The organism is Bacillus sp. 5w2 (assembly GCF_054353775.1).
The window spans coordinates 455,174-469,722 of the sequence record NZ_JBTIWT010000002.1; the positions used below are offsets into that span (position 1 = coordinate 455,174).

14 protein-coding genes, 2 other RNA genes and 1 riboswitch are annotated in these 14,549 nt (G+C 35.6%); of the genes, 13 read left to right on the forward strand and 3 right to left on the reverse strand.

Translation table 11 applies throughout. The features are described from left to right. The first annotated feature begins 1 nt into the window (after position 1). Complete coding sequence (gene pbuX / locus ACXY7N_RS06690; protein WP_016134027.1) at positions 2-1,324, forward strand: xanthine permease PbuX; 1,323 nt, start codon at positions 2-4, stop codon at positions 1,322-1,324. Between the two features lie 15 nt (positions 1,325-1,339). Here pbuX and ACXY7N_RS06695 read toward each other — a convergent pair whose 3' ends face one another. Beyond that, positions 1,340-2,503, reverse strand: coding sequence for a DUF418 domain-containing protein (locus ACXY7N_RS06695; RefSeq protein ID WP_088083514.1), 1,164 nt, complete (start codon positions 2,501-2,503; stop codon positions 1,340-1,342). Positions 2,504-3,052: 549 nt separating this feature from the next. Between ACXY7N_RS06695 and ACXY7N_RS06700 the strand changes: the two genes are divergently transcribed. Next, complete coding sequence (locus ACXY7N_RS06700) at positions 3,053-6,712, forward strand: dynamin family protein (protein WP_488592332.1); 3,660 nt, start codon at positions 3,053-3,055, stop codon at positions 6,710-6,712. A gap of 3 nt (positions 6,713-6,715) precedes the next feature. Here ACXY7N_RS06700 and ACXY7N_RS06705 read toward each other — a convergent pair whose 3' ends face one another. Continuing rightward, positions 6,716-6,970: a DUF3931 domain-containing protein gene (locus ACXY7N_RS06705; RefSeq protein WP_000369740.1), complete on the reverse strand. Its 255-nt coding sequence runs from the start codon at positions 6,968-6,970 to the stop codon at positions 6,716-6,718. Positions 6,971-7,042: 72 nt separating this feature from the next. On the opposite strand from ACXY7N_RS06705, the gene ACXY7N_RS06710 reads away from it, so the two are divergent. The 5 genes from ACXY7N_RS06710 to ssrS (ACXY7N_RS06730) all read left to right on the forward strand — a co-directional run bounded on the left by ACXY7N_RS06710 (position 7,043) and on the right by ssrS (ACXY7N_RS06730) (position 9,144). Then, the gene (locus ACXY7N_RS06710; RefSeq protein WP_016134030.1) at positions 7,043-7,510 is read left to right on the forward strand and encodes a GNAT family N-acetyltransferase; all 468 of its coding nucleotides are present in this window, start codon (positions 7,043-7,045) and stop codon (positions 7,508-7,510) included. Between the two features lie 21 nt (positions 7,511-7,531). Then, a complete protein-coding gene (locus ACXY7N_RS06715) occupies positions 7,532-7,804 on the forward strand; it encodes a YpbS family protein (protein WP_488592333.1) in 273 nt (90 codons plus the stop codon). A 2-nt stretch (positions 7,805-7,806) separates the two neighbouring features. Further along, a complete protein-coding gene (locus ACXY7N_RS06720; RefSeq protein ID WP_016134032.1) occupies positions 7,807-8,640 on the forward strand; it encodes a sulfurtransferase in 834 nt (277 codons plus the stop codon). 116 nt (positions 8,641-8,756) lie between these two features. Next, positions 8,757-8,939: non-coding RNA, 6S RNA (gene ssrS, locus ACXY7N_RS06725), on the forward strand. A gap of 21 nt (positions 8,940-8,960) precedes the next feature. Then, positions 8,961-9,144: non-coding RNA, 6S RNA (ssrS, locus tag ACXY7N_RS06730), on the forward strand. A 54-nt stretch (positions 9,145-9,198) separates the two neighbouring features. Here ssrS (ACXY7N_RS06730) and ACXY7N_RS06735 read toward each other — a convergent pair. Further along, positions 9,199-9,648, reverse strand: a complete 450-nt coding sequence (locus tag ACXY7N_RS06735; RefSeq protein ID WP_488592334.1) for a hypothetical protein — start codon at positions 9,646-9,648, stop codon at positions 9,199-9,201. A gap of 83 nt (positions 9,649-9,731) precedes the next feature. Between ACXY7N_RS06735 and ACXY7N_RS06740 the strand changes: the two genes are divergently transcribed. The 6 genes from ACXY7N_RS06740 (at position 9,732) to ACXY7N_RS06765 (ending at position 14,512) form a co-directional block, all read left to right on the forward strand. Further along, positions 9,732-10,043, forward strand: coding sequence for a hypothetical protein (locus tag ACXY7N_RS06740; RefSeq protein ID WP_000169030.1), 312 nt, complete (start codon positions 9,732-9,734; stop codon positions 10,041-10,043). Positions 10,044-10,046: 3 nt separating this feature from the next. Beyond that, a complete protein-coding gene (locus ACXY7N_RS06745; protein ID WP_488592335.1) occupies positions 10,047-11,282 on the forward strand; it encodes a glutathionylspermidine synthase family protein in 1,236 nt (411 codons plus the stop codon). Continuing rightward, a complete protein-coding gene (locus tag ACXY7N_RS06750; RefSeq protein WP_000606861.1) occupies positions 11,279-11,665 on the forward strand; it encodes a DUF350 domain-containing protein in 387 nt (128 codons plus the stop codon). Before ACXY7N_RS06745 ends, ACXY7N_RS06750 begins: the two co-directional genes overlap by 4 nt. Positions 11,666-11,790: 125 nt before the next feature. Beyond that, positions 11,791-11,956, forward strand: a riboswitch (M-box (ykoK) riboswitch). A gap of 343 nt (positions 11,957-12,299) precedes the next feature. Beyond that, positions 12,300-13,025 (forward strand): P-type ATPase actuator domain-containing protein, encoded by a 726-nt coding sequence (locus tag ACXY7N_RS06755; protein ID WP_098560734.1) that lies wholly within the window; start codon positions 12,300-12,302, stop codon positions 13,023-13,025. A 130-nt stretch (positions 13,026-13,155) separates the two neighbouring features. Then, positions 13,156-14,022 (forward strand): 5'-3' exonuclease, encoded by an 867-nt coding sequence (locus ACXY7N_RS06760; RefSeq protein WP_016088577.1) that lies wholly within the window; start codon positions 13,156-13,158, stop codon positions 14,020-14,022. A 349-nt stretch (positions 14,023-14,371) separates the two neighbouring features. Then, entirely contained in the window at positions 14,372-14,512 is a 141-nt protein-coding gene (locus ACXY7N_RS06765; RefSeq protein ID WP_016088576.1) for an FbpB family small basic protein, read from the forward strand. The last annotated feature ends 37 nt before the right edge of the window (positions 14,513-14,549 follow it).

Sequence of the window (14,549 nt, forward strand, 5' to 3'; positions counted from 1 at the left end):
GATGAAGCAACATCCATTTAAAATCGCATCGCTTGGTATGCAGCATATGCTTGCTATGTATGCTGGCGCAATTATCGTTCCGCTTATTGTCGGCGGCGGACTTGGTTTAAATCAAAAAGAGTTAACATACTTAGTCTCAATTGATTTATTAATGTGCGGCGTTGCGACAATTTTACAAGCATTATCAAATCGCTTTTTCGGTATTGGACTTCCAGTTGTACTTGGTTGTACATTTACAGCGGTTGGGCCGATGATTGCAATCGGAAAACAATACGGCGTGTCTTCTATTTATGGAGCAATTATTGCTGCCGGGTTATTCGTTGTTATTTTTGCGAAATTATTTGGAAAGCTTGTAAAACTGTTTCCACCAGTTGTAACAGGATCTGTCGTTACCGTAATTGGAGTTACACTTGTTCCAGCAGCAATTAATGATATGGCTGGAGGAGTAGGAAGCAAGGATTTCGGTAGTCTTGAAAATTTAGCATTAGCATTTGGTGTGTTACTATTTATTATCATTATGTATCGTTTCTTTGACGGATTTATCCGTTCAATCTCTATTTTATTAGGTCTTTTATTTGGTACAATCGTTGCAGCATTTATGGGGAAAGTAAGCTTGCAAGCGGTTGGAGAGGCTGATTGGTTCCATGGTATTCAGCCATTTTACTTCGGTACACCAACATTTGAATTGACGCCAATTATTACGATGATTTTAGTTGCTTGCGTAGGGATTGTGGAAGCAACAGGTGTTTACTTTGCATTATCTGATATTTGCAATAAAAAGATTGGTGAAAAAGAATTAACAAAAGGCTATCGCGCAGAAGGATTAGCGATGGTGTTAGGTGGTATTTTTAACGCGTTCCCATATACAACATACTCTCAGAACGTAGGACTTGTTCAATTAACTGGAGTAAGAAATCGCGTTATTATTTATACTTGTGGTGGTATGTTAATCGTTCTTGGGTTCATTCCAAAAATCGCAGCGATTACAACAATCATTCCGAAATCAGTACTTGGCGGTGCAATGTTAGCGATGTTCGGTATGGTAATGGCATATGGTATTAAAATGTTAAGTAGCGTTGATTTTGGTAAACAAGAAAACTTATTAATCGTTGCATGTTCTGTAGGAATTGGGCTTGGGGTTACAGTTGTTCCTACATTATTCTCACAACTTCCTGAAAACATTCGTATTTTAACAGATAACGGAATTGTACTTGGAAGTGCGTCAGCAGTACTTTTAAATATTGTATTTAATATGGTGCCGCAGCGTAAAGCGAAAGTAAAAGAAGAGCCAGTGTCTATGCAAAGTGCAGTAAGGGAAGCGTAAAAAAGCAAGGTCTCGTTATGAGACCTTGCTTTTCTTTTTAAGTGGCATCATTTTCCCGTACGTACCAAGACGCCAAATGTACTCAAGTGGTCCGTATTGATAACGTGATAGCCACCAGCGGCTAATAAAGATTTGTAATGTGTAGAAACCGATGCAGAATAGTGGTCCTACCCATAATGGAGCAAGATAATCATTTTTGAACAATAGTCCGAATACAAGTAACGTAACGATTGTATGTGAAATGTAGTTTGTTAACGCCATTCGTCCAACGTATTGGAATGGTCGTAATAATGTTTGCCATCTTTCTTTTTGTAATAAGCGCATGAGCGTGAAAATGTAGAAAATGAATAATGTCTTTCCGCTAAACATTGTAAAGGCCTGCATATAAATTGGTTCATAAGATGGTTTTGATAAGAAATAACGGACCATGAAGAACCACATTGGCAATGTTAAAATGAACATAATAATTTGCCATTTTTTAAGCTTTGGATCTAATTCTTTCGTACGGCGGAAAATATCCTTTTTGCCGGCATATAAACCAAGTAAAAATAGCCCAACTGTTTCTGGGAGCATGAATACGTTTAGTTCAATTCCATCAGCATAAAATGCATGGAAACGATTTTGTATTTGTGACACCCAGTCTTCAAGTGGCATGATTGGTAAGGATAACCCAAGTTCCTCCTTTGGTATGAAGGCAATCCCAATACTAGCAATTAGCATAAGAAACTGAAAAATACTTAATAAAACGATTGCCCATATTAAAATGGTACGAGGCTCTCTCTTATAAAATAAAAATAAGAAAAATCCAGCGATTGCATACGTATGTAAAATGTCTCCGTCCCATAAAAGAACGTAATGTAAGAAACCAAATAATAATAAAATAAGTAAGCGACGAACAAATAAAGTTTTTGGTCGATCTGTTTTCGCTTCAGCGCGAGTCATAAAAATGTAAAAGCCTAGGCCAAATAAAAATGAAAAGATAGTATAAAACTTTGTTTGAATAAACATATCGTAAAACAGACGGATATAGCTATCTAGCCCCTCATAAATTCCTGAAAGATCACGTGAGTCAATCCCAGCGATAACAGGCCAGTTTACAAGAAAAATACCCAGTACAGCTATTCCTCTAATAATATCGATGGAGTGTATCCTCTCGCCTTGCGTAATATTTTGTGTCATTATTTTCCTCCTTGTTAAGTAATTCCCTTTTATTATACAAAATGTAAGATGGAGGGTATAGGGTAGATTTCCATTTTTTTTAACTATTAAGTTGCGTAGTATGAGATATAATAAGAGTGCACAACAAGTTTTAACCTTCTTCAAAACAGGCAGTAAAGCTCCTTCTTATAAGGGGCTTTCTTTATGAAAAGTGTTGATAATGATTCTCTTTAATGATAAAATGTATTCAAAAGTGATAATCATTATCAAAAAAAGGTTGGTGCATGAGTATGGTATATGCATTAGTAGCAGGTACAGTTGCTGTATATGCAGTTATTGCAAAGTATGTTTTAAATGGAGTAGGAACAGCAAAATGAGTGATATGACATAAAATCCCTTTCATTTGTAAAAAGAATGAAAGGGATTTTTTATTTTTAATGAGAATATGCTGAAAATTTAGTATGATAGTAAAGTGAAACTGTAATCAATGGGTAGGGGTAACTCTCACTGATTACGAGCTCGCAAATAGCGGGTATAGTATATACATCTTGGATAAAGGGGAACAAGGGGATGACAAACATAGTACAGACAAACGGTATGAAAAAACTTGTTTGTTTTTATGAAGAGTGGCAAAAACACGGCGATGCAGAGAATAGTTTAAAGTTGTTTGAGGTGATTCAAAAATATAAGCAAGAGCAGCTTATGATAGCGTTCTGCGGTCACTTCTCTGCAGGGAAGTCAACGATGATGAATCATCTATATAAAGCACAGTTATTACCAACAAGTCCAATTCCGACAAGCGCTAACGTTGTCAAAATTGAAAAAGGGATGGATCGTGTTGTTGTAACGGTTAAATCTGGAGAACAGTACGAGTATGACGGTGCATATTCAGCTGAAGAATTAAAACAAATTTGTAAAGACGGTGATGAGGTAATTGGTGTTCACATTTATCGGAATGATGCGCCAATTCCTGAGGGTGTTATGTTAGTTGATACACCAGGGATTGATTCAACAGATGATGCCCATCAACTAGCGACAGAATCAACGCTGCATCTAGCAGACGTAATTTTTTATATGATGGATTATAATCACGTCCAATCGGAAGTGAATTTACAATTTGTTAAAGAATTGAAACAACGTAATAAAACGGTTTATCTCGTTGTAAATCAAATAGATAAACATAAAGAAAATGAATTATCGTTTGAGGATTATAAAGATAGTGTAAAACAATCGTTCTCTAACTGGGATATTGAAGTAGATGGAGTGTATTATACTTCATTACGAATGATGAACCATACACATAATGAAATTGGAAGCTTAGAAACATTAATTACTTCTATTATGAAAGAAAAAGAGCAGTATGTAAGAGATGGAATGGAGCGAGAAACAGAATATTTAATGGGGGAACATTTCTCGTTTATTCTTTCTGAAAATGAAAAAGCTCTTTTGAAATATGAGGAAGAGTTAGCATCACCGCTTTCCATTTCAGAGATAGTTGAAAAGAAAGAAGAGCTAACGGAAACGAAACATCGCGAGACTAGTAAAGAATCTCATGTGAGAAACGAATTTATAAAGGGCTTACAAGCTATATTAGATAACGCGTATTTAATGCCATTTGAAATGAGAGAATTGGCAAATGCGTATTTAGAAACGAAATTAACTAAGTTTAAGGTCGGTTTGCTATTTGCGAAAGGAAAGACGGAGCAAGAAAAACAGAGACGTTTAGATGCTTTTTATTCTGCCTTGCAAAAGACTGTTGAAACACAACTTGATTTTCATGTGAAAGAATTTATTGTTGCCTTCTTAAAAGAAGAAGGATTGTTTACAGAGGAAATTGGGAAAGACATATATGCATTAGAAATTGCTTTTGGACCAGACATGTTAGCCGAAGTCATTAAACAAGGTGCAGGTTTCACAGGTGATTACTTACTTCTTTATACAGCGGATGTAGCGAATGAACTGAAGAAACGTTATTTTGCAAAAGCACAGCAAATTTTTGATAAAAGTGCAGTCGTTTTAAAGCAAAAGGTGAAGGAAGAAGTTGCCCGTATTGAAGAAGAGATAGAAAAATATACGATGTTGCAAACGGCAAAAGAAACGAAATTGCAATACAGTAACAATTTGGAGACATATGAAAGTTATTTGCAAAATGTTTGGCATGAGCGTATTGCTACACCAGAAGGATTGCAAATAGAGGAGATATTGCAAAGTAAAAAACAAATTGTTAGTGAGAAATTCACACTACAAGAGCAGGAAATTGTAAATGATAACGTAGCGGCTCATGAAGAAGAGATAAAAGGAACGGCAGCTTTAAATATTCAGCGTATATTAGAGAAAGTGAAGAAAGCTGAAACGATATTAGAGCCATTGCCAGCGCTGAAACATGTACAGCAAGAGGTAATAGAAAAAAGGCGTCGTGTGGAAACGAAACAATTTACAGTAGCGTTATTCGGAGCTTTTAGTGCTGGGAAATCATCATTTGCCAATGCATTGCTTGGTGAGAAGGTACTTCCTGTATCACCAAATCCGACAACGGCAACGATTAATCAAATTTTGCCGGTTACAGAGGAAAAACCACACGGAACAGTAATGGTTCAATTCAAATCAAAGCAAGCTCTATTAGAAGATATGAAAGCTGTTTATAAGCTGTTTCATTATGAGGTTACTACGTTAGATGAGGCGTTAGCACAAATTGATAAAGTTATGAAATATCCTTCACCAACTGGGAAGCAAAAAACAACATTTAGCTTTTTACGAGCGGTACAAAAAGGGTATGATATGGTTTCTGCTCATTTAGGGGAGCAAGTACAAGTTACATTAGAAGAGTTTTCTGATTATGTAGCGAATGAAGAAAAATCGTGTTTTGTTGAGTACATGGAGCTTTATTATGATTGTGCTTTAACAAGGCAAGGAGTAGCGCTTGTAGACACACCTGGAGCGGATTCTATTAACGCCCGCCATACGGACGTTGCATTCCAGTATATTAAAAACGCAGATGCTATTTTATTTGTAACGTATTATAATCATGTGTTCTCTCGTGCTGACCGTGAATTTTTAATTCAGCTTGGTCGTGTAAAGGATACCTTTGCTCTTGATAAAATGTTCTTCTTAATTAATGCAGCCGATTTAGCAGAGTCTGAAGAAGAACTTGAAATGGTAAAAGGTTATATCGCAGACCAGCTACTGCAATACGGTATTAGAAATCCGCGTTTATTTGCAATTTCAAGTTTATGTGCGCTTGAAGAGAAACAAGGAAAGAATATTGAAAAAGAGAAATATGGTATTTTACAAAACTCTGGGATTGCTAAGTTTGAGGAATCATTTACATCCTTTATGATGAGAGATTTGATGCTTGTATCTGTGCATGCTTTATATGGTGCATTACAAGGAGCAGATCAGCTTTTAGTAAATATGATAAATGGTGCAAAGCAGGGGAATGAAGAGAAAGAGAAGCAAACAAAAAAATATGAAGCAGAGCGTGATCAGCTACTTCATATTATTTCATCATATAGTGTGCTTGCCGAAGAGCAGGCAATGCAAAATGAAGTGAAAGAATTGCTTTATTACGTGCACCAGCGTCTATTCCTACGCTATAACGATGTGTTTACTGAATTTATTAATCCAGCGTCACTTCGAACGGATGGAAATGTGAAAGTGCAGTTGCAACAATGCGTTATGGAATTAGTAGCATTTATTCAGCATGATTTATTACAAGAAATGCGTGCGACATCATTACGTCTTGAAAAATGGATAGATGAAGCGATGAAGCGTGCAAAGAATGAAATTGTATTGAACTGTAAAGCAGAGAATAAATCAATTTCTATGAGTGGAACAGTGGATTATGAATATAAAGATATTACACATAAAGAACCGTTCCCGTCAGTTGAAGTAAAAGATTTTAAAAAAGCACTAGCACATTTTAAAAATGAAAAAAGCTTTTTTGAAAAAAATGATAAAGCTTTCATGCAAGAAGATGCTAAAGCGGTATTAGAACCGCTTGTATCAAATTATGTAGCTGATGAAAAAGATTTATTTGTTCATCATTATAAGCAAGAGTGGGATATGAAATGGAACTTATTCCAAAAAGTGATGCAGCAAGATGTGATGAACTATTATGAAAGTATATTATTTGCATTGGCTGAAACAATCGATGTATCACTATATGAACAAAGTAAAGAACAATTGCAAAAGCAGTTAGTAGAGATTGAAAGAGAAATTTATGTTATATAATCATTATGAGAAAAAGATTCGTTCGATTTTCTTTTGCAGTACTGTATCTAAAGATTTTACAAACCCTGCAAATTCATCAGTAGAAATCATATGAGTAAGAACAAGTCGTCTGCCGTCTGGTGTTTCACCGCATAAGACGAATGAAGAAAATTCATATGTTTTGTTTTCTACTACTAATTTTGGATAGGAATACGTGTCGCTTTTTTTCTTCTTTCCATCAATAGAGATGACGTTGCACTTTTTCTCATTGTTGTCCATGGTGAATCCCTCCTTTTTATTATTTATGGTAGACAAGGAGGGTTTAGAACAATAGAGAAGGGGGAATTTTTTATGTCTGTTGTAATAGAACCTATTTCGAAAGAAGCTATACCGAAATCTTTATTGCTGCTTGCTGATCCAAGTGAGCAGCAAATTGATGCATATGTACAAAGAGGGTTAACATATGTAGCTAAGCAAGAGGAGAGTGTTATCGGTGCATATGTTCTTTTGGAAACAAGGCCGAAGACGATGGAAATTATGAATATTGCGGTTGTAGAGCATTTGCAAGGAAAAGGGATTGGGAAGAAGCTAGTAAGTCATGCCATAGAAATTGCTAAAGGATATGGTATGTCAAAACTTGAAGTTGGTACAGGCAATTCTAGTGTTTCACAACTTGCTTTATACCAAAAATGTGGATTTCGTATTTTTTCTATTGATTTTGATTACTTTTCGAAGCATTATGAAGAAGAGATTATTGAAAATGGGATTGTATGCCGTGATATGATTCGGCTTGCAATGGAATTGACTCAGAACGTATAACTTATTTAGGGGGAAGAGAAGATGGAAGTACATAAAGCAATTACAGCACATTCTCGTAAACAAAATGAAAGTGTAAAAGCATGTTTACAATTAGATGCGCAGCGTGAAGCAGCTATTGAAGCAGCCGTATCTCTTGCGTCAAATGGGAAAGAATTTTCGGTTGATGTCATTAATGGTGTAACAAAGCAAATTAATGCTCTTGCAAAAAATGGTGTTACACTACAGCGTAAATATGTTACAGAAGAAATGGTTATGGAGTATGTAAGTCGTTTGCAAGAGAAAGAAGGTCGTTAAAGATGATAGTTACAGTCGAATGGTTACGTGAGCATATAGAAGATGAGAACGTCCGTATAATCGATTGTCGTTTTGATTTAGCGAATCCTAATTGGGGTAGAGAAAAGTATGAGGAAGAACATATTCTTCATGCGTTATATTTTGATTTGAATGTAGATTTATCAAGTCCTGTAACAGAACATGGTGGTCGTCATCCGTTGCCAAATATCGAGGAGTTTGCAGACAAGCTTTCGCGAGCTGGTATTGATGAACATACGACAGTAGTTGCATATGACAGTCAAGCGAGTGCAAATGCTTCCCGTTTCTGGTGGTTACTAAACTATGTAGGACATGAGAAAGTATATATATTAGATGGCGGATTTCCAGCATGGAAAGAGAATGGACTACCGGTAACAACGGAAATGCCTGTTGCTATACGAAAAACATTCAAAGCCAATATACAAGATCGTATGCTTGTAACGATGGAAACGGTCAGAGAGAATATTCATGCAGGTGCAGATGTTACGTTAATTGATTCTAGAGAGGCAAAACGTTATGCTGGTGTAGAGGAACTAGTTGATCCAAAAGCAGGACATATTCCAACAGCAGTAAACTATTTTTGGAAGGATGGAATGCTGCAATCAGGACAATTTAAGAATGAAGCACAGCAACAAGAACGATTCCAAAACCTTTCGAAAGATAAGGAAACAATTGTATATTGTGGTTCTGGTGTTACAGCATGTCCAAATATCCTTGCATTGAAATTAGCTGGATTCCAAAATGTTAAATTGTATGCAGGTAGCTGGAGTGATTGGATTTCTTATCCAGAAAATCAAATTGCTAAAGAAGAAGATTAATCACTTGCATGCAAAAATAATTTGTATTAAAATAAGGTCACAAGCAAGAAATTGCTCGAAAAACTTTGTATTTTACACATTGGAAACAATGTGATAATATAACGACAAGTAAATAATACATCCTGCGGTGTACGTAACTTATTTATGTCTAAAACCGATGTTAGTTATACGGAAGCTCAATATTTAGCGACCATCATCAAGCCTTCCTTGTGGAGGAAGATGTACGGTAACTGTGAGGGCATCCACCTGCGAGTAGCGGGTTTTTGGACATTTACGAGGAGCGGCACGTGCGGGGGTCTTATTTCAACTAACATTATATAAAATTCCTACGGTGTACGTAGCTTATGCATGTCTTAAACCAATAAGTTTAATATGGAAGTTCAATATTTAAATGTAGCTAACATGCCATCTTTTTAAGAAGGAAGTTACAAACATTTGTGAGAACATCCACCTGTGAGAGCAGGTTTATGGACATCTAGAGAGAACGGCATATGTGGGGCTAAATAAAAACCTTACGTTTTATACGTAAGGTTTTTTTGTTGCGTACATTTATCCATGTTATCTTGATTCAACTGTGAAGTTTCCATAATAAATATAGCACTTTCTGTCTTCATCAATCTCTCTTGAATCTAAAGTGAACTCCATATGCATGCCGTCGCGCTGAATAAATATGATATCGGAATGAAGAGATGGTAAAATTTCTTCATAGTTCCATACATCTTTACTTTCAATCAAGTTTGAACTCGTATCCTTTAGCTCTCTAATTTCAAAACCGATGTGGAAGTAAGTAGGATCTGAAGGATCGTTAGAAAAAGTTTCTTGTTGAATATATATAACTACTGTTCCGTCTGGATCTACTGAAGTTGCAGTAACAACATATGTATTTTTATCTTTTATAAAATATTCACAAGTCATGCGTGCGATGATTTCAGAATTAGAAATATTTGCGTAGTTCCATAAAGCAGGATACCCTTTTGTTTTATCATTAAGTCGATATTCTAAGCGCATTTTATCCCTCTTCTTCCTTTTTCTTCTACTTTATCATGCCATCTTATATAATAGGAATAGAATTTAAAAAGGGGAGTGCGAAGGTGACAAAAACGAAATGGCTAGTAGGCGGTGTCGTAACGTCTTTAATGACCGGCACCTTATTTGGCTGCGCACAAGATCTTCCCCCAAAACCGAATGATAATAGTTGTTCAGATTGGGATTGGGATGATGAACTTGGGGTATGGCAGTGTGATGATAGTAGTTCAGGTTATCGTGGGCATTACTTTTATGGTGGGCGATACTATCAAAATAAATCCACTTTTAAAAATTCATCGGCGTTTAAATCGTATCAATCGTCTGCGGAATTTAAAGGTGGAATTGGAAGCGGTTCAAAGGGAGGATTTGGGGGCTAAAATATGTCGCAGTACATAAGGGATCGAAAAGAGTTTTATTCGAAATATCCGAATTTTTGGTCGGATCTATATGAATCTGAGTATAGTTTGTTTCATATTTTCTCTATAACAAATCAGACTATGAAACAATTACAATTAGCAACTGAACGAATGGGGAAAATATTTTTCAAGACTGCTAGACTTTTGCGTAATTTAAGTAACGAACAGCTTCTTGAACTTGGGTTTCCTCCTGCGAGCTTATCGTTCATTAGAATGAAAGGGTTATATCCTGAATCTGTTATTTCGCGGTTTGATTTCGTTTTAACAGGTGATAACCAAATTAAAATGCTCGAGTTTAATAGTGATACACCAACTTTTATTATGGAATGTTTTCAAATGAATGGAAAAGTTTGCGAGAAACTAGGCTATGATGATCCAAACTCGGATCAAGAGCGATTACTATCTTCTGGTATTACAAAAGCCATAATGGAAGCGACCAAGGGAATAGACAACCCAAATGTTGTTTTTACAGCACATCATGAACATATTGAGGATTGGAATACGACCATGTATTTGAGTCAGTTATGTCATGTTGAAAATAAAGTAGTGCCAATGTCAGAACTTAGAATTACAAAAGATGCTTTAGTGGATAGGGATGGAGTACAGATTGATGTTTTATATCGCCAAACATATCCGATAGAAGATTTAATTGAGGATCAAGATCCTGAAACAGGAGACTTGGTAGGTGTGGAACTGTTGCAACTTGTAAAAGCTGGAAAGCTTTTTATAATAAATCCATTGTCAGCATTTTTACTTCAGCCAAAATCAATCCAGTGTCTTATTTGGGGGTTAGCAGAAGAAGAGGCCTTTTATACAAATGAGGAACAACAGTGGATTAAAGAATATATGTTACCTACATATCTAGAACCAGATTTATTTTTAGGAAAAGGTTCTTTCGTTCAAAAACCTTCATTTGGTAGAGAAGGGGACACAATTACTATTCGCGATAAGGACAGACATATTATGCTTCAAAATGCACACCAAACGTATAAAGCGTCACTGCCGATATTTCAAAAGTATACAGAACTTCCAGTCGTATCCTTGGAAACAGAGAAAGGGATGGAGAAACTGTCGTATGTGTTTGGTTCGTTTTTAATTGCCGGAAAAGCGAGCAGTATCGGTATTCGCGCAGGGGAAAAAATTACGGGGAATGAATCTTACTATTTACCGGTAGGTATAAAAAAGGAGGAAAGTATATGATTAATTTTTTATTATATTTAGCAGTAACATTGGGACTTTTATGCATTGGTCTTTTCCTAATGGAAGTAACAACGAAAGTAAAAGAATTTAAGCTAATGGCCCAAGGAAATAAGGCGGTAAGCTATGTACTTGGAGGGCGATTACTTGGGTTAGCTATTGTTTTATATTCGACAGCAGCTAATTCTATTTCACTTCTTGATATGGTTTCGTGGGGAGCAGTTGGTATTTTGGCTCAAATTATCGTTTATTATTTAGCTGAGTGGCTTACACCACGCTTTAATATAAACAAAAGTCTTGAAGAAGATAATCAAGCAGTCGGTCTTTTTCTTATGTTTTTATCGCTTTCCATTGGGATTGTAATTGCTGGTTGTATAACTTATTAAAAACTTTACGTTACAACGTGAGGTTTTTTATTTTATATACGTTAGTTTGCCATACCTTTCGAAAAAATTGTAGGCTACTGTTGACATCTATTTTAAATAAGAGTAACATTTTCTATATAATAAAAATAAGTCTCTGTTAGGTGAGGCTCCTGTATAGAGAAATGCTACTGCCCAAAAATGTCGAGAGACGCCAATGGGTCAACAGGAATGATCGAATTAAGGTTTTTCTTAACGTAGCTGGTAATGAACCTATGCTATACAGTGCTAAAACTCGGCGAGGGAGAGGTCCGTAGATTTCTAATTGTATTAGGAATCGTTTATTTGTGTATGTCATGACCTTTACTCTTTTCGGAGTAAGGGTCTTTTTGTTACCAAGCTATGAGTAGTTTCATAGTATAAACTATAAAATTAAACGAGGAGGTGAGGAGCATGTCAAATTCTGACTCGGTTCCGTTACCCATATACTTCAAATCAAAAATATATGATGTAGGCAGGAAACGACTTGTTCCTCCCTCTATATTTATCGTAATGTAGCGTTTATATGCACGTTTAAGCGCTAGACACTTTCGCGGTAAAGTGGAAAAATTGAGAAACAAAGCGTTTCTTCCTATGTTGTACAGGAGGAGACGATATTATGTTATATGCAAACAAAACTGTGGGTAACACGTCATATAAATTAAGTAAAAAATCAATGAAAGAACAAACAATGCTTCAAAAAAATAAAGATTTATTAATTGAAATCGCAACGAGAGATGTAAAATCTGTATTTGCGTATTTTAAAACAACAAGAGACGGATTATCTATGAAAGAGGCACAAAAACGCATTCAAGTATACGGCCGAAATGAATTAACTTCAAAAAGAGCGCGTATTGCAGAAGTAATGATGAAGCTAAGTGGAATGATCCCAGGTTTTTCAAAACAACATGTGCGTGATAGATTACAATGTGAGAAAATTACTGTGTCTCGAGTAGCGTGTTCAAGTGTAACAGGTTTAAACGGTGAATTAAAAATGATGAATTTACCAGTACAAGAACTTGTTCCTGGTGATATGATTTTTCTTTCAGAAGGCGATACAGTACCAGCAGATGTACGTATCATTTACGCGAATGATTTATTAGTAAATGAATCTGTGCTAACAGGAAAAGATGTAAGTATTGAGAAATTTGAAAGTTGCTATCACCTTGAGCGTAAACGATTTATTCCTTTAAAACGAATGAAAGACTATAATCCACTTGAACTTGAAAATGTATGTTTCAAAGGGACGTATATTGTTGGCGGAAATGCAAAGGCTGTAGTTGTTTCGACTGGGAAAAATACGTATTCAGGAATTCTTCATACTTGTTGTAGTAGAACGTCCTAATGTGTAAATGATGCTAAATATACAAAAACAATGTATAATAGACAAAGTTGAAAAAACGTAGAATGGTAATCTATTTATATAACCTTACGTGATGACGTGGGGTTATTATTTTTTGGGTAGGAGAGGAATTATGAAAAAAGTATTATTAGTTGATGGTATGGCACTATTATTTCGTGCTTTTTACGCAACAAGTGTCTACGGACAATTTATGAAACGACAAGATGGTACCCCTACAAACGGGATTCATGGTTATATGAAACATTTATTAACAGCTATGCAAGCAATTGAACCAACACACATCGTAACATGCTGGGATATGGGAAGTACGACATTTAGAACAGAATCGTTCTCAAATTATAAAGCGAATCGTGCAGCGCCGCCTGAAGAATTAATTCCGCAATTTGATTTAGTACAAGAAATGACTGCGAAATTGTCCATTCCAGTTATCGGTATGAAAGGGTATGAAGCGGATGATTGTATCGGTACGCTTGCAAAACAATACTGCAATGAAGCGGAAGTTTATATTTTAACAGGTGACACGGATTTACTTCAGCTTGTTGATAAGAACGTTACAGTTATGCTCTTGCGCAAAGGAATTGGAAATTACGAATATTACACACCAGAAAAAATTATGGAAGAAAAAGGCGTAGAGCCGTGGCAAATCGTGCATGCGAAAGCGTTCATGGGAGATACGAGTGATAACTATCCAGGGGTAAAAGGTATTGGTGAAAAGACAGCGTATAAGCTTATTCAAGAGCATGGAACAGTATCAGCTGTACTAGAAAATGTATCATCATTAACGAAAGCGCAGCGTACAAAGATTGAAAGTGATTTAGAGAACTTAGATATTTCATTACAATTGGCACAAATTCACTGTGAAGTTCCAATTTCATGCTCACTAGAAGAAGGATTGCACACAATGGATGAAGAAAAACTTAGATTCGTTTGTGAAGAAATGAATTGGGGAAGACCTGAAATATTAATCAATATGCTATAAATAGTTTTGTAAGAGGGATGTTGCATAAGTCGAACTTTGACTTGGTGACACCTTCTTTTTGTTTTGGAAAACAGTTTCTTAGTAAGTGGGAATATGTGTAATGAAACTTTAAATATTTCGACAAGATAAATCGATATAAGATGATGGAAATGGTAATTTGTATAATTAAATGAAGCAATTTCAAAATGGTTTTAGGAGAATCTCTTTTTGTGTGTTCACAAAGTTGTCAGAAAATAAACAGAATTTTCATATGAAGTTCAAATGGAATTCACAACAATCAATTATTATAAGGGCACACAGATAATTCCTTATCTTTTATATAAACCATCCCCCAAGGAGGACAATGAAAATGAGAAAAAAAGTGAGAAAATCTTTTAAACAATTATTAATTGAAAATAAACAATCACTATTAAATAATAAAGAAAATATGAAAGAAATTGAAGAGAGAATTGAGAAACGACATGTAGCATACAGTGCTGCTAGCAATTGATAATTTTGCTTATGAAAAAAGCTTGTAGTTTGGATAC

Coding starts and splice junctions, on each gene's coding strand:
- pbuX (WP_016134027.1), top strand. CDS start 2: ATGAAGCAACATCCATTTAAAATCGCATCGCTTGGTATGCAGCATATG.
- ACXY7N_RS06695 (WP_088083514.1), bottom strand. CDS start 2,503: ATGACACAAAATATTACGCAAGGCGAGAGGATACACTCCATCGATATT.
- ACXY7N_RS06700 (WP_488592332.1), top strand. CDS start 3,053: ATGACAAACATAGTACAGACAAACGGTATGAAAAAACTTGTTTGTTTT.
- ACXY7N_RS06705 (WP_000369740.1), bottom strand. CDS start 6,970: ATGGACAACAATGAGAAAAAGTGCAACGTCATCTCTATTGATGGAAAG.
- ACXY7N_RS06710 (WP_016134030.1), top strand. CDS start 7,043: ATGTCTGTTGTAATAGAACCTATTTCGAAAGAAGCTATACCGAAATCT.
- ACXY7N_RS06715 (WP_488592333.1), top strand. CDS start 7,532: ATGGAAGTACATAAAGCAATTACAGCACATTCTCGTAAACAAAATGAA.
- ACXY7N_RS06720 (WP_016134032.1), top strand. CDS start 7,807: ATGATAGTTACAGTCGAATGGTTACGTGAGCATATAGAAGATGAGAAC.
- ACXY7N_RS06735 (WP_488592334.1), bottom strand. CDS start 9,648: ATGCGCTTAGAATATCGACTTAATGATAAAACAAAAGGGTATCCTGCT.
- ACXY7N_RS06745 (WP_488592335.1), top strand. CDS start 10,047: ATGTCGCAGTACATAAGGGATCGAAAAGAGTTTTATTCGAAATATCCG.
- ACXY7N_RS06750 (WP_000606861.1), top strand. CDS start 11,279: ATGATTAATTTTTTATTATATTTAGCAGTAACATTGGGACTTTTATGC.
- ACXY7N_RS06755 (WP_098560734.1), top strand. CDS start 12,300: ATGTTATATGCAAACAAAACTGTGGGTAACACGTCATATAAATTAAGT.
- ACXY7N_RS06760 (WP_016088577.1), top strand. CDS start 13,156: ATGAAAAAAGTATTATTAGTTGATGGTATGGCACTATTATTTCGTGCT.
- ACXY7N_RS06765 (WP_016088576.1), top strand. CDS start 14,372: ATGAGAAAAAAAGTGAGAAAATCTTTTAAACAATTATTAATTGAAAAT.